This window comes from Rhodoferax sp. GW822-FHT02D07, from assembly GCF_058802405.1.
Genome location: NZ_JBXAOD010000001.1, coordinates 125,557 through 151,437, shown reverse-complemented (window position 1 = coordinate 151,437; position 25,881 = coordinate 125,557). Strand labels below are relative to the sequence as shown.

The 25,881-nt window shown below is 63.4% G+C and carries 26 protein-coding genes; 5 read left to right on the top strand and 21 right to left on the bottom strand.

From position 1 onward, the window contains the following. Positions 1-35 precede the first annotated feature (35 nt). From secB to AC1RNN_RS00765, 3 genes are all read right to left on the bottom strand, one after another. Positions 36-482: a protein-export chaperone SecB gene (secB, locus tag AC1RNN_RS00775; protein WP_493086808.1), complete on the bottom strand. Its 447-nt coding sequence runs from the start codon at positions 480-482 to the stop codon at positions 36-38. Positions 483-566: 84 nt separating this feature from the next. Continuing rightward, a complete protein-coding gene (gene grxC, locus AC1RNN_RS00770; RefSeq protein ID WP_493086810.1) occupies positions 567-830 on the bottom strand; it encodes a glutaredoxin 3 in 264 nt (87 codons plus the stop codon). A gap of 29 nt (positions 831-859) precedes the next feature. Then, a complete protein-coding gene (locus tag AC1RNN_RS00765; RefSeq protein ID WP_493086812.1) occupies positions 860-1,267 on the bottom strand; it encodes a rhodanese-like domain-containing protein in 408 nt (135 codons plus the stop codon). 90 nt (positions 1,268-1,357) lie between these two features. Here AC1RNN_RS00765 and gpmA point away from each other — a divergent pair, with 90 nt between their 5' ends. The 5 genes from gpmA (at position 1,358) to AC1RNN_RS00740 (ending at position 6,133) form a co-directional block, all read left to right on the top strand. After that, positions 1,358-2,101 carry a 2,3-diphosphoglycerate-dependent phosphoglycerate mutase gene (gene gpmA, locus AC1RNN_RS00760; RefSeq protein ID WP_493086814.1) on the top strand — a complete coding sequence of 248 codons (744 nt, stop codon included), beginning with the start codon at positions 1,358-1,360 and terminating at the stop codon, positions 2,099-2,101. 108 nt (positions 2,102-2,209) lie between these two features. Then, positions 2,210-3,646, top strand: coding sequence for a S41 family peptidase (locus tag AC1RNN_RS00755; protein WP_493086815.1), 1,437 nt, complete (start codon positions 2,210-2,212; stop codon positions 3,644-3,646). A 6-nt stretch (positions 3,647-3,652) separates the two neighbouring features. Beyond that, entirely contained in the window at positions 3,653-4,402 is a 750-nt protein-coding gene (locus tag AC1RNN_RS00750) for a HesA/MoeB/ThiF family protein (protein ID WP_493086817.1), read from the top strand. A 100-nt stretch (positions 4,403-4,502) separates the two neighbouring features. Next, positions 4,503-5,297 (top strand): GGDEF domain-containing protein, encoded by a 795-nt coding sequence (locus AC1RNN_RS00745; RefSeq protein WP_493086819.1) that lies wholly within the window; start codon positions 4,503-4,505, stop codon positions 5,295-5,297. Beyond that, complete coding sequence (locus tag AC1RNN_RS00740; RefSeq protein WP_493086821.1) at positions 5,297-6,133, top strand: MinD/ParA family protein; 837 nt, start codon at positions 5,297-5,299, stop codon at positions 6,131-6,133. The genes AC1RNN_RS00745 and AC1RNN_RS00740 overlap by 1 nt, the downstream gene beginning before the upstream one ends. Before the next feature lie 12 nt (positions 6,134-6,145). Here AC1RNN_RS00740 and AC1RNN_RS00735 read toward each other — a convergent pair whose 3' ends face one another. The 18 genes from AC1RNN_RS00735 to AC1RNN_RS00650 all read right to left on the bottom strand — a co-directional run bounded on the left by AC1RNN_RS00735 (position 6,146) and on the right by AC1RNN_RS00650 (position 25,795). Continuing rightward, positions 6,146-6,973: a DUF429 domain-containing protein gene (locus AC1RNN_RS00735; RefSeq protein WP_493086822.1), complete on the bottom strand. Its 828-nt coding sequence runs from the start codon at positions 6,971-6,973 to the stop codon at positions 6,146-6,148. A gap of 4 nt (positions 6,974-6,977) precedes the next feature. Then, positions 6,978-7,859, bottom strand: coding sequence for an EamA family transporter (locus AC1RNN_RS00730; protein ID WP_493086824.1), 882 nt, complete (start codon positions 7,857-7,859; stop codon positions 6,978-6,980). 97 nt (positions 7,860-7,956) lie between these two features. Further along, positions 7,957-8,379 (bottom strand): BLUF domain-containing protein, encoded by a 423-nt coding sequence (locus tag AC1RNN_RS00725; RefSeq protein WP_493086825.1) that lies wholly within the window; start codon positions 8,377-8,379, stop codon positions 7,957-7,959. Positions 8,380-8,383: 4 nt separating this feature from the next. Further along, positions 8,384-9,085 carry a GTP cyclohydrolase I gene (gene folE / locus AC1RNN_RS00720; protein WP_493086827.1) on the bottom strand — a complete coding sequence of 234 codons (702 nt, stop codon included), beginning with the start codon at positions 9,083-9,085 and terminating at the stop codon, positions 8,384-8,386. 114 nt (positions 9,086-9,199) lie between these two features. After that, the gene (clsB, locus tag AC1RNN_RS00715; RefSeq protein WP_493086828.1) at positions 9,200-10,408 is read right to left on the bottom strand and encodes a cardiolipin synthase ClsB; all 1,209 of its coding nucleotides are present in this window, start codon (positions 10,406-10,408) and stop codon (positions 9,200-9,202) included. Continuing rightward, positions 10,405-11,151: an endonuclease/exonuclease/phosphatase family protein gene (locus tag AC1RNN_RS00710; protein WP_493086829.1), complete on the bottom strand. Its 747-nt coding sequence runs from the start codon at positions 11,149-11,151 to the stop codon at positions 10,405-10,407. The genes clsB and AC1RNN_RS00710 overlap by 4 nt, the downstream gene beginning before the upstream one ends. Continuing rightward, positions 11,148-11,624, bottom strand: a complete 477-nt coding sequence (nudB, locus tag AC1RNN_RS00705) for a dihydroneopterin triphosphate diphosphatase (protein ID WP_493086831.1) — start codon at positions 11,622-11,624, stop codon at positions 11,148-11,150. The genes AC1RNN_RS00710 and nudB overlap by 4 nt, the downstream gene beginning before the upstream one ends. Before the next feature lie 53 nt (positions 11,625-11,677). After that, positions 11,678-13,492: an aspartate--tRNA ligase gene (gene aspS, locus AC1RNN_RS00700; RefSeq protein ID WP_493086832.1), complete on the bottom strand. Its 1,815-nt coding sequence runs from the start codon at positions 13,490-13,492 to the stop codon at positions 11,678-11,680. A gap of 9 nt (positions 13,493-13,501) precedes the next feature. Then, the gene (locus AC1RNN_RS00695) at positions 13,502-14,152 is read right to left on the bottom strand and encodes a DUF502 domain-containing protein (protein WP_493087090.1); all 651 of its coding nucleotides are present in this window, start codon (positions 14,150-14,152) and stop codon (positions 13,502-13,504) included. A 27-nt stretch (positions 14,153-14,179) separates the two neighbouring features. Continuing rightward, positions 14,180-14,524 carry an FmdB family zinc ribbon protein gene (locus AC1RNN_RS00690; protein ID WP_493086834.1) on the bottom strand — a complete coding sequence of 115 codons (345 nt, stop codon included), beginning with the start codon at positions 14,522-14,524 and terminating at the stop codon, positions 14,180-14,182. A gap of 64 nt (positions 14,525-14,588) precedes the next feature. Further along, complete coding sequence (gene ubiB, locus AC1RNN_RS00685; protein WP_493086835.1) at positions 14,589-16,154, bottom strand: ubiquinone biosynthesis regulatory protein kinase UbiB; 1,566 nt, start codon at positions 16,152-16,154, stop codon at positions 14,589-14,591. Continuing rightward, a complete protein-coding gene (locus tag AC1RNN_RS00680; RefSeq protein ID WP_493086836.1) occupies positions 16,151-16,693 on the bottom strand; it encodes a hypothetical protein in 543 nt (180 codons plus the stop codon). The genes ubiB and AC1RNN_RS00680 overlap by 4 nt, the downstream gene beginning before the upstream one ends. 41 nt (positions 16,694-16,734) lie before the next feature. Then, a complete protein-coding gene (locus tag AC1RNN_RS00675) occupies positions 16,735-17,715 on the bottom strand; it encodes a Tim44 domain-containing protein (RefSeq protein WP_493086837.1) in 981 nt (326 codons plus the stop codon). 22 nt (positions 17,716-17,737) lie between these two features. Further along, positions 17,738-18,469: a bifunctional demethylmenaquinone methyltransferase/2-methoxy-6-polyprenyl-1,4-benzoquinol methylase UbiE gene (gene ubiE / locus AC1RNN_RS00670; protein WP_493086839.1), complete on the bottom strand. Its 732-nt coding sequence runs from the start codon at positions 18,467-18,469 to the stop codon at positions 17,738-17,740. A gap of 69 nt (positions 18,470-18,538) precedes the next feature. Then, positions 18,539-18,952, bottom strand: a complete 414-nt coding sequence (locus tag AC1RNN_RS00665) for a gamma-butyrobetaine hydroxylase family protein (protein WP_493086840.1) — start codon at positions 18,950-18,952, stop codon at positions 18,539-18,541. An 8-nt stretch (positions 18,953-18,960) separates the two neighbouring features. Beyond that, positions 18,961-20,553 (bottom strand): ShlB/FhaC/HecB family hemolysin secretion/activation protein, encoded by a 1,593-nt coding sequence (locus AC1RNN_RS00660; protein ID WP_493086842.1) that lies wholly within the window; start codon positions 20,551-20,553, stop codon positions 18,961-18,963. Between the two features lie 5 nt (positions 20,554-20,558). Continuing rightward, positions 20,559-21,896: a FecR family protein gene (locus tag AC1RNN_RS00655; protein WP_493086844.1), complete on the bottom strand. Its 1,338-nt coding sequence runs from the start codon at positions 21,894-21,896 to the stop codon at positions 20,559-20,561. Continuing rightward, complete coding sequence (locus tag AC1RNN_RS00650) at positions 21,884-25,795, bottom strand: two-partner secretion domain-containing protein (RefSeq protein ID WP_493086846.1); 3,912 nt, start codon at positions 25,793-25,795, stop codon at positions 21,884-21,886. Before AC1RNN_RS00650 ends, AC1RNN_RS00655 begins: the two co-directional genes overlap by 13 nt. Positions 25,796-25,881 lie beyond the last annotated feature (86 nt).

The window sequence follows — 25,881 nt, the reverse complement described above, 5'->3', positions numbered from 1 at the left end:
ATGGGGGCTGGAGGCATATTTACCTCCAAACCCGCTTACTGAGGCAGACCGCTTCCAGCCGCTTCTGCGCGCTGCTGCTCGTACATGGCCTGGAAATTGATTTCCGACAGGTGCACGGGCGGGAAGCCAGCGCGCTGGATCAGGTCGGCCACGTTGCCGCGCAGGTAGGGGTAGACGATTTGCGGGCAGGCAATGCCCATGATCTGGCCGAGCTGTTCATCGGGCAGGTTGCGGATTTCGAAAATACCGGATTGCTTGGCTTCGACCAGGAACACGGTCTTGTCTTCGATCTTGGTGGTCACGGTGGCGGTCACGCTCACTTCGAACACGCCATCGGCCACGGGCGCGGCTTCCACGCCGAGCTGGATGTCCACGGAGGGCTGCTCTTGCTGCAGCAGGATGCCAGGCGAGTTGGGTTGCTCCAGCGAAGCTTCCTTCAGGTACACGCGCTGGATCTGGAATACGGGATCTTGGTCTGCCATGGCAACAGTCTTTCTAAACAAATACAAAGCCCGCCGGCATAGGCCGGCGGGCTGACGAAGGAATTTCGCTCGCGGAGGATTATGTCAGGCCGCAGCGCCCAGCAAGGGCAGCAGCCCACCGCGGCTGTCCAGCGCCATGAGGTCGTCGCACCCGCCCACATGGGTGTCGCCGATGAAGATCTGCGGCACGGTGCGCCGGCCGGTGATCTCCATCATCTTCATGCGCTCCTCGGGGTGGGCATCGACACGGATCTCCTCGATGGTCTCCACGCCTTTGGACTTGAGGATGCGCTTGGCCTGCACGCAATAGGGGCAGACGGCGGTGGTGTACATCTTGACGGCTTGCATGGTGCTTCCTGGCAGGTTGGCGGCCTGTTTCAGGCCTTTTCAACCGGGAGGTTAGCGGCTTTCCAGGCTTTGAGCCCGCCCGCCAGCGATTGGGCCTGCTCGTAACCCAGTTTCTTGGCGGTCGCCACGGCGCGGTTGGAGCGCGAACCGCTCTCGCAAACCAGCACCAGCGGCAACGCCTTGTTCTTGACCACGCCAGCCAGCTTGGCCTCCAACTCCGCCAACGCCACGTTCTTGGCGCCCACGATATGGCCCTGGGCAAACTCGGCCGCGTCGGACACATCCACCACCACCGCCTTCTCGCGGTTGATAAGCTGCACCAGAGCATTGGGGTCGATACCCACGGCCGTCGCACCCTGCAGCACTGGCCACAAGAGCAAGCCACCGGAAGCGGCGGCAATCGCAATCAGGTACCAGTTGTCGATAATAAATTTCACGTTGTTCCTTATTGGTTACTTGGCACGGAGCCGGCATTTTAGAATGGCGGGCGTTTCCCCTTCTCGTTCCCCACTGTTGAGCCCCACACCATGTACAAACTCGTTCTCGTACGCCACGGCGAATCCACCTGGAACCTTGAAAACCGCTTCACTGGCTGGACCGATGTGGACCTAACCCCCACCGGCGTGGAACAGGCCAAGACCGCCGGCCGCCTGCTCAAGGCCGACGGCTACGAGTTCGACGTGGCCTACACCAGCGTGCTCAAGCGCGCCACGCGCACCCTGTGGCACTGTCTGGACGAGATGGACCGCACCTGGCTGCCCGTGGTGCACAGTTGGCGCCTCAACGAGCGCCATTACGGCGCCCTGCAAGGCCTGAACAAGGCCGACATGGCCAAGCAGTACGGCGACGCCCAGGTGCTGGTCTGGCGCCGCAGCTACGACACCCCGCCGCCCGCGCTGGAAGCCACCGACCCGCGCAGCGAACGCTCCGACATCCGCTACGCCAAGCTGCAGGCCGAGCAGGTACCGCTGACCGAGTGCCTGAAGGATACGGTGGCGCGCGTGCTGCCCTTCTGGAACGAATCCATTGCGCCCGCCATCAAGGCCGGCAAGCGCATCGTGGTCGCCGCCCACGGCAACTCCATCCGCGCCCTGATCAAGTACCTGGACAACATCTCCGACGATGACATCGTGGGCGTGAATATCCCCAACGGCATCCCGCTGGTCTATGAACTCGACGCTGAGCTCAAGCCCATTCGCCACTACTACCTAGGCGACGCTGAAGCCGCCGCCAAGGCCGCCGCCGCCGTGGCCTCCCAAGGCAAGGCCTGAGACCCCGAAGTTCTTTACGCACCAGCTGACTGAAATAGTCGGATGGTGCGGGAACCCACACGAAAGAGTGCCCTCCAAGGTGTATATTGGTGCGGCACAGGAATACTTATGGGTCACAAACTGAAAATTACGGGCTGGGTTGCATTGGGCGCCCTGGCCGGGGCATTGACCACCGTCTCGCTGCAGACCGTGGCGCGAAGCTCGGCAGGGGCCCTGCCACTTGAGGAACTACAGCAGCTCGCCGCTGTCTTCGGCATGGTCAAGAGTGACTATGTGGAACCGGTGGACGAGAAGAAGCTCATCACTGATGCCATCTCCGGCATGGTCTCCAGCTTGGACCCGCATTCCCAGTATTTCGACAAGAAATCCTTCAAGGAATTCCGTGAAGGCACTTCGGGCAAGTTCGTCGGCGTGGGCATCGAGATCACGCAGGAAGACGGCCTAGTCAAGATCGTCTCGCCTATCGAGGGTTCGCCCGCCTTCCGCGCAGGCCTCAAGACCAATGACCTGATCACCAAGATTGACGACACCGCCGTCAAGGGCCTCACGCTCAACGATGCCATCAAGCGCATGCGTGGCGAGCCCAATACCAAGGTGCTGTTGACCATCTACCGCAAGGACGAGAACCGCACCTTCCCCGTGACCATCACACGCGAAGAAATCAAGCAGCAATCGGTGCGCGGCAAGGTGATTGAACCCGGTTACGCCTGGGTTCGCATCAGCCAGTTCCAGGAACGCACGGTGGACGACTTCGCCAAGAAGTTCGAGGAAATCAGCAAGCAGGAGCCCAAACTCAAGGGCCTGGTGCTGGACCTGCGCAATGACCCCGGCGGTCTGCTCAATGCAGCTGTGGCGATTTCCGCAGCCTTCCTGCCAGAAAACGTGACTGTGGTTTCCACCAACGGCCAGACGCCCGAGAGCAAGCAGGTGCTCAAGGCCACGCCCCGCGACTACATGGGCCGTGACGGTTCGGACGCGCTCAAGGCCCTGCCCGCCAGCCTCAAGAAAATTCCGTTGATCGTGCTCGTCAACGAAGGCTCGGCGTCGGCCAGCGAGATCGTGGCAGGCGCACTGCAGGACCACAAGCGCGCCACCATCATGGGCAGCCAGACCTTCGGCAAGGGCTCGGTGCAGACCTTCCGCCCCTTGGGTCCGGACACCGGCCTGAAGATCACCACCTCGCGCTACTACACGCCCAGCGGAAAATCCATCCAGGCCAAGGGCATCGTCCCCGACGTTTGGGTCGACGAAACCGAGGAGGGCAGCCCCTACGCCGCCCTGCGCATGCGGGAAGCCGATTTGGAGAAGCACTTGACCAGCGGCCAGGGCGAGGAAAAGAAGGACCCGGCGCGCGAGAAGGCACGCGAGGAAGCGCTCAAGCGCCTCGAAGAAGAGTCGCGCAAGCCCGTGGCTGAGCGCAAGGTGCCCGAGTTCGGCTCCGACAAGGACTTCCAACTCCAGCAGGCGCTCAACCAGTTCAAGGGCAAGTCCGTGATGGTCAGCAAGATCCTGACCGAACGCAAGGAAGAAAGCAAGGAGAACTGATCCCGGATGGAAGATGATGCGCTGCTGCGCTATTCGCGGCACATTCTTCTGGATGAGATCGGCATCGAAGGGCAGGAACGCATCAGTGCGGCACATGCCTTGATCGTGGGCGCGGGTGGCTTGGGCTGCCCCGCCGCCATGTACCTTGCCGCCGCCGGCGTGGGCATGATCACGGTGCTGGACCCCGACACGGTGGACCTGACCAATCTGCAACGCCAGATCGCCCACAACACGGCGCGTGTGGGCCAACCCAAGGTGAAGTCCTTGGCCCAGACGCTGGATGTGCTCAACCCCTTGGTCAAAGTCCACGCCGTTGCCGAGCGCGCCGACGCCACCACCCTGCCCGGCTGGGTGCAAGCGGCCGACGTGGTGCTGGATTGCAGCGACAACTTCGGTACGCGCCAAGCCGTCAACGCAGCCTGCGTCGCACTGCACAAGCCGCTGGTATCGGGCGCAGCCATCCGCTTTGACGGGCAGGTCAGCGTGTTTGACCCGCGCAGCGCCGCCTCCCCCTGCTATGCCTGCACCTTCCCGCCCGACGAAACACCACCCGAGACCCAATGCGCCACCATGGGTGTATTTGCGCCGCTGGTGGGCATCATCGGTGCCACCCAGGCGGCTGAAGCGCTCAAGCTGCTGCTGGGTCTGGGGCCGGGCTTGGCCGGGCGCCTGCTCATGCTGGATGGGCGCGCCATGGAATGGAGCACGGTGCGCATGTCGCGCCAGGCCGCGTGCCCCGTCTGCGCGCCCTCCTGAAGCCCCAAGGAACCCCACGCAAGACCAAGCAAACTCTGGCTTTGCTGGCAATGCTTCCTGTTAGACTTTGCCCACGCTTCGTAAACTGATTGACGCCTACGTGTCTACCCGCGCACCCGCCCCCAACGTCAACCTGCAGGACCTGCGGCTGGACGATGCGCGTGCTCTGCTGGAGCATGGACCAGCGTTGCAGCTGCCCCCCGCCGAGACGGCTGGTACGGCCCATTTGCAAGCCATCATCGACGGCCTGTGCGAACTCTCCCTCAAGGACCCACTGACCGGCTTGGCCAACCGCCGCCATTTCAAGGCGGTGGTGGACCGGGCCATTGACGTGGTAGCGCGCTCGGGTGAGCCCGCACTCCTGCTGATGCTCGATATCGACCACTTCAAGCAGGTCAATGACAACCACGGCCACCAGGCCGGCGACGTGGTGTTGCAGGCAATCGCCAAGGCCTTGCTGGGCTGCGTGCGGCCCATGGACACGGTGGCCCGCCTGGGCGGTGAAGAATTTGCCGTGATGCTGCCGAGCTGCCACACGGCCTATGGCTCCATCGTGGCCGAGCGCATTCGCAAGACCATTGAGGGCATGGATATTCAGATCGCACCGGGACAGACCATTCGAGTGACCATCAGCGTGGGCGGCGCCTTTGCGCCCGAGTGGGTGCGCTCCACGGCCACGCTGTGGAGCGAGCGCGCTGACCTGCAGCTCTATCGCGCCAAAGCTGAGGGCCGCAACCGCGTCTTTCTGGACCAACAGCAGGAAGTATTTGTCAGTGCTGAAGAGAAGAATCTGCTCTTCGGTCACTTGTCGCTGGGCGAACCCGCCTGGATAGAAAGCGCCCCCACCGATGCTTCGGGCGGGAATAGCAATGGCGCCATGCAGAGGGTGTTTTGATGTCTGACGTGCTGAATCCTCCCGAAACCACCGAAGGCGGCATGGGTGTTCCGCTCAAGCCGCTGGGCAAAGTGGTGGCCATCACCAGTGGCAAGGGGGGCGTTGGCAAAACTTTTGTGTCCGCAAACCTGGCCGCCGCGCTGGCCAAGCGCGGCCAGCGCGTGCTGGTGCTGGACGCCGACCTAGGCCTGGCCAACCTCGACGTGGTGCTCAACCTCTACCCCAAGATCACCCTGCACGACGTCTTCACCGGCAAGGCCAAGCTCGAAGAAGCCATCATCCGCGCACCCGGAGGCTTCTCGGTATTGCTGGCTGGCTCGGGCATGGTGGAGTACTCCCGCCTCACGCCTGAGGTGCGTGACGACTTCCTGCGCATCATGTCCGGCCTGGTTCCGCACTACGACGTGGTGCTGCTAGATACCGGCGCAGGCATCTCCGACGTGGTGCTGTTCGCCGTGTCCTTGGCATCCGAAGTGCTGGTGGTGGCCACACCAGAACCCACCTCGCTCACCGACGCGTACGCCACCATCAAGGTGTTGGCTAACCAGCAAAAACGCAGCATCGTGCGTGTGGTGATCAACCAGACCGCGCGCCTCGGTGATGGCAGAGCCATCACTGTGCAGCTACAGCAGGTGCTGGACCGCTTTGTCAGCAATGGCAGCGGCAAGCCGCTCAAGCTCGTCCACATGGGTGATATTCCGGCCGACCCTTCGGTGCGCCAGGCCGTCATGCGCCGCCAGCTACTGTTGCAAACCATGCCCGGCTGCCCTGCAGCACTGGCCATATCGCAGCTGGCCGTCAAGGTTGAAGAGACGGTAGCTTCGCGCCCCAGCTGACGCCCTTCACGCTCAGGCGCTCAGAATCCAGCCCTCCAGCGGGTCCAGCCCGGCTGGCAGGCCGTAGCAAGCATGGCCAGCTTGGTGTTGCTGCCAGGCCCAAGCGGCCTGCACCATGCACAGCACGGCATCCAGCGCATCCCCGCTCGCATCATCGACCAGTGCCTCGCGCTGCGCATGGCTGAGCTTGAGGCGCAGGCCCAAACGGGTTTGCCCTGTTTCCAAACCATGGACCACATCCTTGCGCGCGATGAGGCGCTCGGGCGTCTGTTTGGCCGCATCGTCGCTCTTGTAGCTGCAGCTGCCCACCATCTCGCGCGCCAACAGAGCCGGGTAGGCTTCCAGCGCCACGCGCTGTGCCTCCGGCCGGGCCGCCTGCAGGCCGGGCAAGTGCACGCCAGCGTCCAGCAGGCGCGGCACACCCGCGTGCAGCATATAGGCCACGGGCGGGTTCACCCATTTCATGGACGGACTGGATGCCGCCGGCAAGTCGGTAGCGCGGTGCGCAAACTTGGCGCCCACCGGACGTGCATCACAAAAGGCCGCAAACTGCGTGCGTATCTGCTCGCGCGAGAGGCTGGCGTAGTGGCGGATGCACGCCTCCCACTGCAGCGGCCAGCCCAGCGTCTGTACCAGCTCGCGCGGCAGGCCAAAGGGCATGTCAAAGCCGCCCACCCAGGCTGCGGGCCGGGCCAGCCAAGCACTGAAAGCATCCAGCGTCGCCAGGCGCTCCAGCCCCTGTAGCGTGAATCGGCCTCGCTCCAGCTGCCCCGTGGCCAGCACGATCTGCTTGCGCTTGGAAGGGCTGCTGGAGAAGTCGCAACCGACGAGCAGCGTCATAGACCTAGCCCAGTGCCAGCGCCATCACACCGGCAGCAATGCAGACGGCGCCCAACAGGCGCGCCAGGCGATCGCCCTCTCCCAGCAAGTGGCCGCCCAGCAAGGCGGCAAACAGCATGGAAACCTCGCGCGCAGGCGCCACATGGCTCATGGGCGCGACCTGCATGGCATAGAGCACCAGCACATAGGAAATGGGGCTGATGATGCCCACGAGCAGCGCGTACTTCCATTGCCGGGTCCAGTGGGCAGCCATGGTGGCCCGGTCACGCAGCATGGCGGGCAACAGAAAGGCGATGCGCACAAAGTTGCCAAAGTAGTCGATCAGGATGGGCGAGAGCAGCAGCACCTTGACCGCATAGCCATCGACAACGGTGTAGCTCGCGATGAAGACGCCCGTCAGCAGGCCGTAGACCAGCCCCTTGCGGATGCGCAGGCGCTTGTCCGGATCCTGCGCCTGGCGGAATAGGCCGGGCCCGCCGGCCACCAGGAACACGCCGCCCACCACGCCCAGAATGCCCAAGCCACCCAGCGCGGAAATCTGCTCGCCCAGAAAAACAATCGCTACCAGCGAGGACAGCAGCGGCCCCGAACCGCGCGCCAGCGGGTAGACCACGGTGAGATCGGCCTTGCGGTAGCCGCGCAGCAGCACCACGTAATAGACCACATGCAGCACACCGCTGAGTGCCACAAAACCCCATTCCACCAGGCCCCACAGCGGGACCTGCTGCCAGCCCAGCCACAGCCCCACAGGCGCCCAGAACACGGCCAGCACCAGCGCGGTGAAGCAGGCAAAGCGCGCGTCCCCACCAGCCTTCTTGGCCGCAATGTTCCAGCTTGCGTGAATCAGGCCGGCAAAGATGACGAGGGCTAGCGCAGAAAGAGGCATAGTCAGTTGGAAGGGCAATTTGCCGCCGGACCGTCCCGAGGCAAATTAGCCCCCTTGAGGGCAGCGACCCGCGCAGCGGCGGAGCGTGAGGGCCTGATCAGGCCCGGCCGATGATGGAAGCGGTGGCCATCAATTCTTCAAGCAGCGCCAAGGAGACTTTGCCCGACACCGAATAAGGATCGAGTTCGGCCTTCTCGGCGTACTTCAACAGGATGTTGGTATTGATTTTGGACATGTTCACCTGGCCCATGGTCCAGCCGCCAAAGCGGCGTTCGGTGATTTCCTCGTAGTGCAGCAACGCCACATCCTTGTGGCGCACGTCCTTCTGGATATGGCCGTACAGTTCGCTCACCGCCATGCGTCCACCCTCGATGGCTTGCAGGAAAATGCCGCCGCCGTAGCAGAGGATGCCGGTGATCCCGCAGGTAGGGTTGTAGTGGCGCGACTGTGTCAGGATGGCCTCAATGGCCTCGGGACGCGAATCGATCGCACGGCTGGCATAGAGCAGACGGACCAACATGGGATTAGCCTTTCCGGGGGATGAGAGAGAGGAATTCGCGGCGCAGCGTGGGATCCTTGAGGAACACGCCGCGCATGACCGAGTTGATCATCTTGCTGTCCATGTCCTTCACGCCGCGCCAGGCCATGCAGTAGTGGCTGGCCTCCATCACGATGGCCAGGCCATCGGGCTGGGTCTTGTCCTGGATCAGGTCGGCCAGCTGCACCACCGCTTCTTCCTGGATCTGCGGGCGGCCCATGATCCATTCGGCCAGGCGCGCATACTTGGACAGTCCAATCACGTTGGTGTGCTCATTGGGCATCACACCAATCCAGATCTTCCCGATGACCGGGCAGAAATGGTGGCTGCAGGCGCTGCGCACGGTGATAGGGCCCACGATCATGAGTTCGTTGAGGTGGCCTACGTTGGGGAATTCGGTGATGCTGGGCGCCGGCACATAGCGGCCCTTGAACACCTCGTTGACGTACATCTTGGCGACGCGGCGGGCCGTGTTGTCGGTGTTGTGGTCGTGCTCGATGTCGATGACCAAACTGTGCAGCACGCCCTTCATCTTCTCCTCTACCTCGTCGAGCAGCTTTTCCAGCTCGCCGGGTTCGATGAAGGGGGCGATGTTGTCGTTCGCGTTGAAACGCTTGCGGGCGGCCAGCAGGCGCTCGCGGATCTTGACGGAAACCGGGGTTCCTTCGTCAGCGTCGTGAGGAGTCATGGGGCGTGAGGGAAACAGGAATGCATGCATGTTACCAGTCTTTGGAAAGTAAGGTCTTTCGCCCTCATCCCCCGTGGATACTGCGCAAGCAGCTCCCATATTGATAGCAAAAACTCAATACCGTCGCCCGGCCAACAACAAAGTCAAGCGCATGAGCCCGTAAGCCAGCCAGTCCAACGCCCGCTGGCCCCAGGGGCGCCGGCCAAAATCCTCCACCGCCAGCGCCCTGGCGTGCAGCGCCATGGCCTGCTCCAGACGCTGCTGCAAGGCGGCGGCAAAGGCTGCGTCCTCCACCGCCACATTGGCCTCCCGTGCCAGCAGCAGGCTCAAGGGATCCAGATTGGAGGAGCCCACGGTCGCCCAGTGCCCATCGACCACCGCCACCTTGGCATGCAGAAAGCCGCTGGCGTATTCATGAATCTCCACGCCCGCAGCCAGCAAGCGGCCAAACACCGGGCGGGCCGCGTGAAACTGCATGAAGTATTCATAGCGCCCCTGCAGCAGCAGGCGCACGCGCACTCCGCGCCGTGCCGCATGCACTAGGGCGCGCTGCAGCTTGGCGCCCGGCAGAAAGTAGGCGTTGGCAATCAGCACCTCGCGCTGGGCTTTGCCCAAGGCTTTGCGGTAGGCGCGCTCGATATGGCCCCGATGGCGTACGTTGTCGCGCAGCACCAGCGCCGCCAACGCCCCACCCTGCCCCGCCGGAGAGGGATGCGGGGTGCTGACCGGCTGCCAAACGAGGCTACGCCAGGCCGACCGGGCCGCCGCCCACTGCAACTGCTCCAGCTGGCGTGTGGCGAGCAAGCGATTCCAGAGCTGGGCCATGGCCCCATGCACCTCACCCACCAGCGGGCCCTGCACCTGCACAGCAAAGTCAAACCGCGCCACCTGCTGGGGGCCATGCTGAGGGTCGTTGTAGTCGTCCAAGATATTGATGCCGCCGCAGAACGCCAGCGCACCGTCCACCACCACCAGCTTGCGGTGTAATCGACGCCAGTAACGTGGGGCGAGAAGGCCCCAGCGCCCCAGCGGGGCAAAACGCAGCCAGTGCACACCCGCTTGCGCCCAGCGCTGCTGCCAAGCCTCGGGGACCTTCGGCGTGCCGATGCCGTCCATGAGTACAGCCACACGCACACCGCGCTGCGCTGCGCGCTCCAGCGCAGCCCCCACACGCTCGCCTTGTTCGTCAAAGGCGTAGATATACGTCTCCAGCCGCACCTCGCTCTGGCTGGCATCGATAGCGGCCACCAATGCCGGGAAATAGTCCTGCCCGCCCTGGAGCAACTGCAGCGTATGGCCTGGCAGATAGGGCAGCTCGGTCATCGCGCCTCAGGCCAGGTGAACTCGGCAATCAGCGGCAGGTGATCGGACATGCGCGCCCAGTTGCGTCCGCGTGGTACGGTGAGTCCCGCAGGCTGCAGGCCGCGCGCATAGATGTGATCGAGCTGCAGCAGCGGCAGGCGAGAGGGAAAGGTGGGATGGCGCTCGGCGGCAGCCGGGCGCAGACCAGACGGCCCGAGCAGGCGCGCCACCGAGGGCCCCCATTCATTGAAATCACCCGCCACCACCAGAGGGGCCTGAGGCGGGATTTCACGTTCGATAAAGCGCAGCAGTTGCTGCAGTTGGCGCAGGCGGCTGGCGCGCACCAGGCCCAGGTGCACCACGAGCACATGCACGGGCCGCTCCTCAAACAACAGCTCCACATGCAGCAGCCCACGCTGCTCGAAGCGATGGTCCGACATGTCTTCGTGCTGATGCGTCAGCACCGGCCAGCGCGATAGCAGCGCATTGCCGTGCTCACCATGGCGCGTCACGGCATTGGTGCGGTAGACCGCCTCGTAGCCCTCTGGCGCCAGAAACTCGGCCTGAGGCAGCTCGGGCCAGTGGGCAAAGTAGCGCGCTTCGCGCCGGTGCAGCTTGCGCACCTCCTGCAAGCAGACCACATCAGCGTCGAGCTGCTCCACCGCATGGCCCAAGTTGTGGATTTCCAGGCGGCGCGCTGGCCCCAGGCCCTGCACGCCCTTGTGAATGTTGTAGGTGGCGATGCGCAGCGTAGAGGCCGTCATGGCAGGGCCAGCCGGCTTTGCTGCGGCAGCTGCAGCACGGCCTCGGCGTTGGAGGGCGAGAAACACAGGTCCGCCGCCTCGGTATAGGGAAGCCAGCAGAAGTCGGTGTGCTCACGCGGGTGGAGCTGCACCGGTGTGCCTTCAGGCACTTCGAGGCCAAATACGCGCTCGGTGTTGTGGGTGACACCGGGCGCGTAGCGGTGCAGCCAGCGCGGATAGATGGGGTAGATGTTTTCCAGCCCCCAGTCCTGCAGATGACCGCTGTGGCGGCAGTCGATGCCGGTCTCTTCCCAGACCTCGCGTGCGGCGGTCTGCAGCCAGGGCTCGTCCTCGCGGTCCAGGCTGCCAGTCACCGATTGCCAGAAGGCCGGCGCCTGCGGGTCGGTCTCGGTGCGGCGTACCAGCAAGACATCCCAAGCCGGGGTGTAGATCACCACCAGGACAGAGCGCGGAATCTTGAAAGGTTTGGGCATAAAAAAGGGCGCTACCAGAGCGCCCTTTCATTGTGCATGAGACCGGAACCCGATCAAGCCGCCTTGACCGCGTCCGGGTTGCGCAGGCGGATGTGAAGCTCGCGCAGCTGCTTCTCGTCCACCGGGCTGGGTGCCTGCGTGAGCAGACACTGGGCACGCTGGGTTTTGGGGAAGGCGATCACGTCGCGGATGGACTCTGCACCGGTCATCAGCGTGACGATACGGTCCAGACCGAAGGCCAGGCCACCGTGCGGGGGCGCGCCGTACTGCAGCGCGTCCAACAGGAAGCCGAACTTCAGTTGGGCTTCTTCGGGCGTGATCTTGAGCGCATCGAACACCTTTTGCTGCACGTCGGCACGGTGGATACGGACCGAGCCGCCACCCATTTCCCAACCGTTAAGCACCATGTCATAGCCCTGGGAAATGCACTTCTCAGGCGCGCTGACCATCCAGTCTTCGTGGCCGGCCTTGGGTGCGGTGAAGGGGTGGTGCACGGCGGTGTAGCGCTGGTTTTCCTCGTCGAACTCGAACATGGGGAAATCCACCACCCACATCGGGCGCCAGCCGGCCGTGAACAGACCGTTCTTCTTGCCGAACTCGCTGTGGCCGATCTTGATGCGCAATGCACCGATCGCGTCGTTGACGATTTTTTCCTTGTCAGCACCAAAGAAGATCAGGTCGCCGTCCTTGGCTCCGGTGCGCTCCAGCACGGCCGCCAGCGCGGCGTCGTGGATGTTCTTCACGATGGGGCTTTGCAGACCATCACGGCCCTTGGCCAGCTCGTTGACGCGGATGTAGGCCAGGCCCTTGGCGCCGTAGATCTTGACGAACTCGGTGTAGGCGTCGATTTCGCCACGGCTGATGCCGCCGCCTTCGACCGATCCGCCAGGCACGCGCAGGGCCACCACGCGGCCACCCTTCATGGTCGCGGCGCCGGAGAAGACCTTGAAGTCCACGTCCTTCATCACGTCGGTCAGCTCGGCGAACTGCAGGTTCACGCGCAGATCGGGCTTGTCGGAGCCGTACAGATGCATCGCGTCCTGGTAGGTCATGACCGGGAACTCGCCCAAGTCCACACCAATGGTGTTCTTGAACACCGTGGTGATCATGCCCTGGAACATGTCGCGGATGTCTTCTTCGGTCAGGAAGGAGGTTTCGATATCGATCTGGGTGAACTCAGGCTGGCGATCGGCGCGCAAGTCTTCGTCACGGAAGCACTTGGTGATCTGGTAATAACGGTCGAAGCCGGCCACCATCAGCAACTGCTTGAACAGCTGAGGACTTTGTGGCAGCGCGAAGAACATGCCGTCGTGCACGCGGCTGGGCACCAGGTAGTCACGCGCGCCTTCGGGCGTGCTCTTGGTGAGCATGGGGGTTTCGATGTCGACGAAACCGTTGGCGTCGAGGAACTTGCGCACTTCCATGGCCACGCGGTAGCGCAGCATCAGGTTGTTTTGCATGTAGGGGCGGCGCAGGTCCAGCACACGGTGGGTGAGGCGCGTGGTCTCGGAGAGGTTGTCCTCGTCCAGTTGGAAAGGCGGGGTGACGGAAGCGTTGAGCACGGTCAGTTCGTGGCACAGCACTTCGATCTGGCCGCTCTTGAGTTTGTCATTGGTGGTGCCGGCGGGGCGCGCACGCACGACGCCCTTGACCTGCACGCAGAACTCGTTGCGCAGATCTTCAGCCACCTTGAACATTTCAGGGCGGTCGGGGTCGCAGACCACCTGAACATAACCTTCGCGGTCGCGCACGTCCACGAAGATCACGCCGCCGTGGTCACGGCGACGGTTCACCCAGCCGCACAGGGTAACGGTTTGGCCCAACAGGGCTTCGGTCACAAGACCGCAATAGTGGGAGCGCATGGCCATAGCTTGCTTTCAGTTCGCCGCGTCGGTGACAGCGGCAGGGTTAATCGGTTGGGTGGGGGCCACGGAACCCATGGAGATCACATAGGTCAGAGCCTCATCCACGCTCATGGCCAGTTCGATCACATCGGCCTTGGGCAGCATGAGGAAGAAGCCGCTGGTGGGGTTGGGAGTGGTGGGCACGTAGACACTGACGAACTCGCCATTCAGGTGGTTTTGCACCTCACCGCTGGGCGTTCCGGTCTGGAACGCAATCGTCCAGCTGCCCGCGCGCGGGTACTGGATCAGCAGGGCCGTGCGAAACGCATTGCCATTGCTGGAAAACAGCGTATCAGAGACCTTCTTGACGCTGTTGTAGATGGACTTGACGATGGGGATATTGGTGAACAGGCGGTCCCATTGCTTGACCCACCAGCGGCCCGCCACATTGGAGACCAGGGCACCGGTGACCAGCATGGCCGAGAACACCAGCAACACACCCAGGCCCGGAATATTGTGCAGGCGCTCTATGGCCGGCGCCATGGACTCGGGCGTGACGGCCGCCACGCCCGCCAGAAAACCGGCAAACACGGCGTCCAGCAGGCCCACCAGCCACAGCAGCACCCAGATGGTGATGGCCAGAGGCAGCCAGACCATCAAACCGGTGAGCAGGTATTTCTTGATTGGCACAGGTGCTCCAGTTCGGGAGGGTCAGGTAGAGGACGTCGGGTTAGACGAGGTGGGCGGGGTACTGGCAGCCGGGGCAGCTGCAGGTGCAGATTCGGTCTTGGCGGGGGCGGCAGCCGGAGCGGCAGGAGTGCCGGTCGCCGCTTCACCACCGCTGGCCGGAGCAACACCTGTAGGGGTAGCATTGCCACCTCGGAAATCGGTCACATACCAGCCCGAGCCCTTCAGCTGAAAGCCGGCGGCAGTCACCTGCTTCTTGAAGCTGGGCTGGTTGCACTGGGGGCAATCCTGCAGCGGAGCGTCGGAGATTTTCTGCAACACGTCCTTGGCAAACCCGCAGGACTCGCATTTATAGGCGTATATGGGCATGGAAAGCTGGCTCTGGAAACAAGTTGCAAAGCTCTCGATTATAAGAGCGGGCCGGCAAATGGGCTTAGAAAAGCCTTATGCGCACCACCCATTGCATCACCACCATGCCCAGCGCAAAGCCGATCACGGCCGCCACCAGGGTCTGCAACAGGCGGTTGGTGCGCTTTTGCTCCTGCAGCAGCTCCTGCATCAGTTGGCTGTTGTCGGTGCCGCGTTGCTGCAGGAACTGGTGCAGCAGACCCGGCAGCTCGGGCAGCAGTTTGGCGTAGCGCGGTGCCTGCGCCTTGAGTTCGCGAGCCAGCTTCTGCGGCCCCACCTGCTCCAGCATCCACTGCTCCAGAAAGGGCTTAGCCGTGGCCCAGAGGTCCAGTTCAGGGTCCAGTTCGCGGCCCAGGCCCTCAATATTGAGCAGGGTTTTCTGCAGCAGTACCAGCTGGGGCTGGATCTCCACCTGGAAGCGACGCGAGGTCTGGAACAGGCGCATCAGCACCATGCCCAGCGAAATTTCCTTCAAGGGACGGTCGAAATACGGTTCGCAGACGGCACGCACCGCCGCCTCCAGCTCGTCCACCCGGGTGCTGGCGGGCACCCAACCCGATTCGATGTGCAATTCGGCCACGCGCTTGTAGTCGCGCCGGAAGAACGCCACGAAGTTCTGCGCCAGGTATTCCTTGTCGACCTCGGTGAGCGTGCCCACGATGCCGAAGTCCAGCGAGATGTAGCGGCCAAAGGTCTCGGGCGCCAGGCTGACCTGGATGTTGCCGGGGTGCATGTCGGCGTGGAAAAAGCCGTCGCGAAACACCTGGGTGAAGAACAGCGTGACGCCGTCGCGCGCCAGCTTGGGAATGTCCACCCCGGCCTCGCGCAGCTGCTGCACCTGGCTGATGGGCACGCCATGCATGCGCTCCATGACCAACACCTCGGTGGAGCACAGATCCCACCACATCTCGGGGATGAGCACCAGGCCCAGTCCCTCCATATTGCGGCGCAGTTGGGCCGCACTGGCGGCTTCGCGCACCAGATCGAGCTCGTCGTGCAGGTACTTGTCAAATTCGGCCACCACCTCGCGCGGCTTGAGGCGCTTGCCGTCAGCCGACAGGCCTTCCACCCAACCCGCCATCATGCGCATCAGGCCCAGGTCCTTGTCGATCACGCCCAGCATGTCAGGGCGCAATACCTTGACCGCGACCTCGCGGCGCTGGCCCTGGCGGTCCCGCAGCACCGCAAAGTGCACCTGGGCGATGGAGGCGCTGGCCACCGGGGTCTGCTCAAAGGACTCGAACAGCTGGTCCAGCGGCTTGCCCAGCGCGCGCTCGATGGTGGCAACAGCAACAGCCGAGGGAAACGGCGGCACCCGGTCCTGCAGCTTGGCAAGCTCGTTGGCGATGTCGGTAGGCAGCAGGTCGCGCCGGGTCGACAGCACCTGACCGAACTTCACAAAGATTGGGCCCAGGCGCTCCAACGCCTCACGCAGGCGCTGGCCGCGGGGCGCATTCAGCTTGCGCCCGAACGAGACGACGCGCGCCAGCCAGCGCAGCCAGGGTTTCTGGAAGCTGGTGAGAACCAGCTCGTCCAGCCCATAGCGCAGGGCCACCCAGACGATGAAGATGCCGCGGCCCAGCCGGGTCATGCGGCAGGGCCCGCAGCAGAGGCCCGGGGGCCGACAAACTGCTGCAGCGCCTGTGCCAGCGTGCGCACGGTCTGCATGAAGAGATGGGCCGGGGCATCGCCCAGGATGCGCGAAAGGTCTTCTTCCACATCCCAGCGCACATGGTCGGCCAACCAGTTCACCTCCGCCGCAAGCTGCACATCGCCCTCGATGCGTACCTTGGGTTTGCCGCCCTGCATCAGGGTCTGGGCAATCGCCAGTGGGGAGTCGTCGAGGATGACCAGCGTCAGGTCAGGCGTGGCATCCGCGGAAGCCAGGTCCAGCAGACCGGCCGGCGTGGCCCGTAGCTTGAAGGTGAACTGCTGCCACTGGCACAGCACCACACGCCCCTTCTGGCGCACCAGCCGCTCCATGGCCTGGGGCTCCTGCTGCAGCACATGGTTGAGCAACAGCACCACGCGGCGCTGGCTTTCTTCGACAAGCCACGCAGGGGGAGCGGGGGGAGTGGGAAGCGCCTTGAACAGGCCTTCCAGCATAGAAAAAGGGGACTGTGTTGCCATAGTCCCCTGATTATCAGGCACGCTTTCGCGCTGCGACGGGATTACTGCAGCGCTTGCACACCCGCCACCAGCCAGCCGCTGGGGCCGGATTTGGCCTTGGTCATGTTCCAGACTTCGCGGAACGGGCTGGGGCCAGCGGAGGCTTCTTCGCGAATCATGCCGGAGAACTCGACGCTGGCCATGTATTCATCGGGCAGCTCTTCGATGCCCAACAGACGGGCTTCGATCATGACCACGTCGGTGTGGTTGGGACCCGCACCCGTGTGGGTCTCGCGTTCAGCCAACTGGGCGCGGATTTCCTTGAGCATGTCGTCCGTCATCATGGCGCGCAGGGCCCGGATGTCGGAACGGTCCCATGCCGCTTGCAAAGTCACGAAGTTCGCCTTGGCGGACTTGAGGAAGCCCTCGGTGTCAAAACCGGCGGGCACACCCCAAGTCTGCGAACCCAGTAGGGCCGAGCCGATCATCGAACCGCCCTGGGGCTGCTGAGGGGCCTCAAAAGCCATGCTGCTACGCTCCCAAGGGCGGGCCGATGCGTCATTACCGACGTTCTCGGCGCGGTAGGGCTTGGCCACCGTGGCCGGCGTCTGGCCCGCGCCCTGGAAGGCAAAGGGGCTCGATTGCACCGCAGGTTGGCGCTTGCGCATGAACCAGCCGATGGCCGCCATCGCCAGCATGGCGATCAGCGCAATCATGATGATGTTGCCAAAGGCCTCACCCATGCCCAGGGAGTTGGCCAGCCAGGCCAGACCCAAGCCAGCGGCCAGGCCACCAAGCATGGCGCCCCAGGGGCGCTTGGGGGCAGCCGCAGCAGGCGCCGCAGGCGCGGGCTTGGCGGCGGCGTTGTTGACGTTCTGCGCGGGCGCGGCTGGCGCCGCGGGTGCTGCAGGACTAGCGTCGCGCTGGGTCACGTTGCTGGACTGCTTGCCAAACGACTTGCCGCCCCCCAGACGCTTGGCGGCTTCTGCGTTTATGCCCGAGAGGGACAGAACCAGTGCCAAACCCAAAGCCCAGAATTTCATGTTTGCTCCAAAATTAGTTGTCTCAGCACTTGATTCCAACATGCAATGCGGCAATACCGCCAGTCAGGTTGTGATAGTCCACATGTCCAAAGCCCACTTTGTGCATCAGGGTCTTTAACTCTTCCTGGCCCGGATGCATGCGAATGGACTCGGCCAGATAACGGTAACTCGCGTCATCTCCGGCGATCAGCTTGCCCAGACGCGGCAAGACCTTGAAAGAGTACCAGTCGTATACCTTCTCCAGAGGTGGGGCCACTTTGGAAAACTCCAAGACCAGCAGCTTGCCGCCCGGTTGCAATACGCGTTGCATTTCTGCCAATGCCACATCCTTGTGCGTCATGTTGCGCAGGCCGAAGGCCACGCTCACCACCTTGAAATAGTTGTCGGGGAAAGGCAGCTTCTCGGCATCGCAGACCAGCGTGGGCAGGATGATGCCGGCATCGAGCAGGCGGTTGCGGCCCGTGGACAGCATGGCTTCGTTGATGTCGGTGTGCACCACTTCGCCGCTCTTGCCGACCTTTTTAGAGAAGGCCAGCGCCAGGTCACCGGTACCACCCGCAATATCGAGCGCACGGTCACCCTCCTTGAGGTTGGCTACCAGCACGGTGTAGGCCTTCCAGGCGCGGTGCAGGCCGGCCGACATCAGGTCGTTCATCAGGTCGTACTTGGGGGCGACGGAATCGAACACGCCGCGCACATGGCGGGCCTTGTCCGATTCATTGACGGTCTTGAAGCCGAAATGGGTGTTGGTCATGGTTTTGAATGAAATATGGCTCTAGCCCCCGCAAAATATGCGCGAGCAGCTCCTGAAACAATAGCAATTTTAATGGCTGGCGCAGCTGTGCCCGCCCTTGACGGGCATGGGTGCATCGCGCTCGGTCTGCGCGGCCCTGAGTTTTTCGTCGTATTCCTGCCAAAGACGCGCCTCCTGGGAACCCAGAAAGTACAGGTAGTCCCAGGAGTAGATGCCGGTGTTGTGGCCATCCGAGAAGTGCGGCTGCACCGCGTAATTGCCCACAGGCTCCAGCGCCTCCAATTGCACATCGCGCTTGCCGGTCTGCAGGGTTTCCTGGCCCGGGCCATGGCCCTGCACCTCGGCCGACGGCGAGTAGATGCGCATGAGTTCGAAAGGGATGCGGAACCGGGCACCGTCCGAAAAGCTGACCTCCAGCACCCGGGACTGGCTATGCACCGTCAGCGCCTGGGGGGTGGGGGTCTGGGGAGTGAGTCCGGCCATGAAAAATCTCAGAAACGTGCAGTGAGGTTGATGTGCAGCTTGTCGTCGCCTTCGCGCGGGTAGCTGGTGCCACTGGAGGCGGGCAGTGCGCTGCCAGTGACCACGCGGCCGTAATCGGCCGAGAGCGAGAGTCCGGAGCGCACATAGCGCACGCCCAGGCCCACGCTGGCGATGTTGTCCGATGCCAGCTTGTTGATGTTGGCGTTGTTGTTGCTGAGCCAGCCGGCATCCACAAAGCCCAGGGCGCGCCAGCCCGGAGCCAGCTCGGGCGTGGTGATCTCGCTCGAGAACGCCAAGCCGCTGTCGGCCGAGATCGGGCGCTCCCCCGTGCCGCGCACGGAGGTGGCGCCGCCGATGCCAAATTGTTCGCCGGCAATCAGCGCGTCCGGGCTGTACTGGAACTGGCCACGCACACCCCACAACCAACCGCCACCCAGGCCCGCCAGGTAATTGACGCCAGCACGCACGGCGGTCCAGCTGGCGGTGGTGATGCGGGTGTCTTCGGTCCGGTAGGCCGTCAGGTCATTGCCATCGCCACCCGGCAGGTTGACTGCCAGATCGGCGTTGTAGCCCCAGGTCGCCAGGTCCGACTCCAGCCGGGCGTTGTAGCCCAGCGTGAGCGGCAGGCTGCGCCGCGTGCGCTGGCCAGCCAGGGGCACGCCGTTGATCTTGGTGATGTTGAACTGCTTGTCTTCCAGGCCCACCGTCAGGTAGCTGCGAAAACCGCCCTGCGGTGCCAGATAGTGGCTGTAGCTGATGGCCGAGGTCTGGCCCGCACCAGTGCTCTTGAAGGAGCCAAAGTCCCCCAGCACGTCGGACTGGGTGAAGTTGGCACCCAGCACCCCGCCCCAGCGGTACACGGGGATGCGGTAGTTGAGCCCGTACTGGCGCACGTCTTCCGAGCGCTCCAGCGACGTGGTGACCGCCAAGGTCAGCGCGTGGTCCAAGTCAGCCACATTGGCGTGGCCCGCGGCCAGCGTGACGCGGTCATTGCCGGTGGCGCGAGAACCGGTATTGGCGGCGTTCACCGACACATACCAGGGCTTGGCTTCCTTGACGAGGATGCGCGCATCGATCTTGTCCGGCTCGTCCGACTCCTTGAGCGAAACCTGCACCTGCTTGCCCTGGCTCTCGTTGGCAATCGCAGTCTGCACCGCCAGCGTCTGGAAGTTGGGTGCCGTGCCCTCGGCCAGCTCGGGCAGGCTGGCACGCAGGTTGGACTCGCTGTAGCGCTCGCGCCCTTCTATCGTCACCTTGCCGATGACGAACTTGACGATGTTGAGCTTGACGGACTGGCCCACCTCCTGTGGCGGTAGGGCCACGCGGTGCAACAGGAAGCCGCGCTCCTTGAGCGCCGCCTCCAGCGCCTGGGTGGCTTTCTGCAGGGTCTCGATCGTGGCGTCATTGCGCAGATACGGAGCGAGGATGCGCGAGACGTCGGAGGATGGCAGGGGATTCTCGCCCACGATGTCAAAACCGCGGATCACAAAACTGGGGCTGTCTGCGGCTGCTTGTTGGGCATTGGCCACCCATGGCAAAGACAACAACGCAGCGCAAGCAAGTGACAAGGCGCGCAGCGGGAACAGGGAGGTGTGAGGCATGAACATCATCCCCGGCACTGGTTGATGGAACGCACACCGGCGTCGTTGAGTACGCCGCGCAGTTGCTGGTTCTTGCTGTCAGGGCGCGGCACGATGTCAAAGTCCAGGAACAGCGGTATGCGCAGGGGGCGCACGGTGCTGCCATTGGGGTCGGCAAACCCGGCCTCACCGCGTCCCAGTTGCAGCACTTCGCTGGCCGTGGTGATCTCGATATGCCCGTCACGCACAAACACATACAGACCCTCTGCCCCCTCAGGGAGCCCGCCGGCAGAGAAGAGCTGGTGCATGTCCACCTTGAGCTCGTCGGGACGGGGCAAATTCACCAGTGTGGGCTCGGTCAGCACGCGAACGCCCTCGGGGCCGACAAACAAGCCCTGCCCGGCCTCCAGTACCTGCAGGGCGGTCTGCCCCAGAGGCGTGACTTCAATAGCGCCCAGCCAAGTGAAGAAGCTGCAGCTACCCGCGCTGGAGCAGTCCATGTCCAGGCCCGTGCCGCGTATGCCAATGGTGGCGGTGGCGGTGGTAAAACCCACATTGCGCTGATTGGCCTTGCCGATCAAGCCGCTGAGCGCACGCATGGAGCCCTGCAGCAGCGAAACCAGGAAGCGCCCTTCGCGCGGGTTGGCCTGGTCAAACACAAAGCTGTCAACCTTGAAACGCGTGTTGGCGCCCACGGTAACGCGGCTTTCGTCGCGGAACACCAAGACGGCCGTGGTACCCGCAGTGGTCTCAACCACATCGCCGGGGTACACGCTACCGCCGGCCACTACACGCCGGCGTACACCCGCCGCGTCGACCACGGAAGCCTCACCCAGCAAGGTAAGCAGTTTGGCACTGGCCTGCACCACGTTGCTGCGGGCCGGGTCTGCCACCTTGGCGGATTCGGTCTTGCAGTCGGTGGTGCACAGGCGTGCATCGAAATCGGTACCGCGGATGCCAATGGTGGCGGTAGAGGTGATCACACGCGCCGACCCCGTGGGGTTCTTGTTGATGAGGCCCGTGAGCGCACGAAAACCGCCGCGCAGCAACTGCAACACCATGCTGTTGTTTTCGGCGTTCTGCTTGTAGTCGTACTGCTGGATCACGATGTCGGAATTGGGCCGCACCGTCATCTGCGTGCCATCCTGCATCTTGACGATGGCGTAAGCCCCTTCGGCCGTGGTCAGGCGGTCACCGGCCTGCAAGGGCAGACCCTGGCCCAGGGTGCGCGGCGTCTGGCCTGCGCTTTGCGCAAAGCCCACGCCCCGCGCAAACTCCACCTGCCCTGCGGGTTGCGCCCATGCAGCGGATGCACAGGCCAGTAGCAGCGCGCCTGCAGCGCCCCATGTCTTTAGATTCGGCATATTTCGCCTTCCACCACTAGGCCATCAGTGCCCTTGGCCCGGTCATCCTTGGTGTCCTGCTTGATCAGCAGGGTCTCAAACTTGTCAGCAAAGTCCGCCAGGGTCATGCCTGCAAAAGGTTGCAGCGTGGCCTTGGTCACCTCGCCAATCGCACCGCTGGCGTTGGCCTTGTAACCATAGACCTTGAGGCCGCCTGCATCCACCATGACATTGACCGTCGCGTTGCTGGCTGTGGTGCTGATGCCGGTGCCGATATTCGGATCAGCCAGCGTGCCAGTGCCGGACAGGGTGACCGTGCCCACGGGCGTGAAGGCCTCGGCAAAGCCGGTGGCGCCACTGAGCTCGGCGCCCGAGAGGCTGACCGAGGTGGTGCCGTCATAGGACTTGGTGACGGAGCCTGCCAGCGTACCGCTGAGCACCGCTACGACCGTCGGGTCGTACAAAACCCCGTTACCGGTACCCAGCACCGTGGTTCCGTAGGCAGCGTTGAATTGCTTGAAATTGGGGGTAGATACAAAGCTGTGCCCTGCCACGCTCTTCAGGTAAGCCAACCAACGTCCGTTCGGAGTACTGATGGAAGCCGTGAAATTGCCCAACGTGCCATCGGTACGCAGCACCACCGCGTCGCCAGCTGCAGATGCACTGATCGCGCCGGCAAGGTTCAGGTTTCCGGCCGAATACACATTGAGTGACGTGGCGGAGCTACTCCCCAAGGTCAAAGCAGTTGAGTTGTTCACGATGGAGACAGCACCTGCATTGGAGATGTTCAGCGATTGAAGCTGGTTTCCAGCATTGGTGAGGGTAATAGCTCCTCCACCGGAATCCAAGGTTGTCGTGGTGCTGCCGGTAAAGGAAACAGCAGCAGATTGGGTCAAAGCCCCGCCACCCGTCTTGATACTCAATCCGGCGGTGGACGTGATGGCGCCCAAAGTCAAGGCTCCTGTATTCCAATAGCTGGACTGATTTGTGTTGCCGGAAAGGGTCGCGCTGAGAGTCGACACCACATTCGCCTCCGTCATGGAGACCATGCCGGTTCCTTGCAACACCAGGCCACCCGCAGTGAGAGTGGCACCCGCCGACTGAGTCACCCCGGTATTCCCAAATTTCAAGGTCACGGTGTTGCCAGACGATGTCAAAGCACCGGAAAAGCTGATGCCGCCTGAGGTTTCCAGCGTGAGGTTGTCTTGAAAGGTCGATGTCCCTGCCGTGATCAACCCGCTCTGCGTAGCGCCACCAATAGTGATGCTGGAAAACCCGTTCGCCAGCGCGCCAAGCTCTGTGCCATCCAACGTGAAGGATCCGGTTCCCGTACCCACGCCGATGCTGGTGCTGCCGGTCAAGGGCTTCAGCGACAACGTGCCCGTGCCCTGGATGGTGACACCGCTGATGATGGAAATATCTTCCAGCGCCCCACCAGCCACAAAGCTGATTGCACCGGAAGAGGAGGCGCCACCGATGGTGACCGCCCCCGAGGTCCCATCGAGCTGAAAGCTGTGTTGTGAGGAGGTGCCCGAACCGGCACCAGTCAGCGTGATGGAGGCCGACCCCGTCGAGGTGACATTGATCGTATGACCCAAGGTGGCGAACATCCGTACCCCTTCGGAGTTACCGGTAGCCGTGCCATTAATCGTCACCGAGCCGTTGACCGAAGATACCGTCAGTCCCGAGTTAGCGCTGGCGAGATACACGCCATAGTCCCCCGCACCCGTACTGCCAGCCCCTCCGTTGCCAGTGAGGGACACGCTGCCGCTGGAGGTGGCGCTCACGGTGCCGCCGTCCAGGTAGACGCCCGTACCAAAAGACGTGGCATTGCTGCCGCCCGTGCCAGTCAGCGAAATCGCCCCGGTGGCCGTCTGAATAGTGCCGCCCTGAACCATTACGCCGTATTTGGCGTTGTAGGTCCCGCTGGCCGCTCCGCCCGTGCCGTTGAGGGTGATGTTGCCGCTGGTGGTCAGCAAGGAGCTTCCGGTACCAATATGGACACCACTGTTGCTGCTGGCGGTACCGGCCACGCCGGTTCCGGTAATGGAGATATTCCCGACCCCGGCGTTCACCGTGGCCCCGGTCAACTTCACCCCCGTATTGTTGGTGGCATTGCCCGTACCCGTCATTGTGACGCTACCGCCTTTGGTATCGATGGAGGAACCCGTATGCATGGCCACCGCACCGGTGGCATTGAACACGACACTGAGCGGGCTGGCCGTGGAGGTAGAGTTGATGCTGACCCCACCGTTAACAACGATGTCCCTGTCCGCCTGCAAAGTGAGCGTGGTGCCCGTACCCGCGCTCTTGGCAATGTTGGAGCCCACCACGATATCGCCATTACCACCGCCGCTGCTGCTGGTGCTGACGGTCACGTTGTTGGAGACCAAGGCGGAATTAAGCGTGGCAGTGGTGAGCAGCGAGTCCGTCGGAACACCTGCTGTTGCAAACGTAAGGGGACCACTCAGATCCACCGAATTGTCTACCCCCACCATGCCCAAGGCCGTGGCTGTGGTCTGGTCAACGGCGATATAGATATTGGTTGGATCCAGCAGCAAGCTGCCCTTGTTGCCATTGGCAGCCGTGGTGCTCACCGTGCCGTTGAAGGACAGGAAGTTCTTGCCAGACACTTCAACCATGCCGCCATTGCCGCTCTGGGCGCCGCCATTGGCGCTGATGCTGCCCAGGTAGCGCGTCGCATCATTGGCCCACACGACCACCTTGCCGCCATCGCCCGTCTGGGTTGCATTAGCCAGCAGTTGCACGTCCTTGCCCACATAGGTGGCGGAGGCGTTCTGCACCTGTGCATTCTTGCCTTGGTAATCGCCGCCCACCAGGATCGCGCCGCCACCCGTGGCGCCCGAGGCATCGACAGTGGCTTGGTCAGTCAGGCCGACCCGGTTGCCCAGCACCGCCACGCTGCCGCCTTTGCCGGTGGCGCTGCTCGCGTCTATGCGTGCGCTGCCTTCGACATAGGCATCACCCGCCGCCTTGAGCACCACCTTGCCGCCTTCCATCGTGGCCGTGGTGGCCTGGATGGCGCCGCTGTGGCGCAGGGTGCTGGCAAACATGCCAACTGCGCCGGCCTTGAGCGTGCCCAAGTTCACGACCGAATCGGTGGGTGCCTGCACCTGCAGGACGATGCCCTCCAGGCCCCGGCCGGTGATTTCCACCTTCTGCCCCGCAGCCAGAATCGTGCTGCCGTTGGGTGCCTCGATCAATGCATCGCGCCCCGTGTCCACATTCACACCGATCAGCACCACATCACCGCTGCGCGCGAGGATGCGCCCTTGCACGGACACACTACCCGTGGAAGTGCCGTCATCGCCAAGGCGCAGCCGTCCGGCCAATGCATCAGCATCAGACATGCGCAGCGCCGAGGCCGTGAAACCGGCCGTATCCACCACGGCGCCCGTACCCACGGCAATGCCGGCCTGGTTGACCAGCACGAGATTGCCGTTGCTCGACAGGGTGCCAAACAGCAGCGAAGGGGTGTTGGTCACCACCCGGTTGATCGAGGTGCTGGCGGCATTGGGTTGCTGGAAATGCGTGGTGCTGCCGACCGGGATGGAAAAGCTTTGCCAGTTGATGGCCGAGTAATTGCCGCCAGCACCGTTCTGCGTGGTGACCAGCAACTGGTTGCCATTCGTTGTCATGGTGGCAGAGCCCACCACGGCCACGCCACCCTCCGGGTTGGCCAGGGCGGGTGTCGCCAGCCAGCCCAGCGCTATGGACAAGGACAACGCCCCCAGCCGCAATGGCGGTGAAGCCGCTGGCGCGGGCAGCGCCCGGCCGCCCGGGGCACCGGCTGCCGCACGCCCGCCACTGCTGGCGATTTCGGCCACGGCCACCATGGCGCCCAGCGCACTGTTCCACACAGTGCGGTAAATATGGTTCAGCGACGCACGATTCGACATATGGGAGCCCCCGACAACACAAGCCTAGGCTAAGTATCGGCCGAAATGCCGCGCACTTGCTTACAAAATACCCGTCCCCCCGGCCA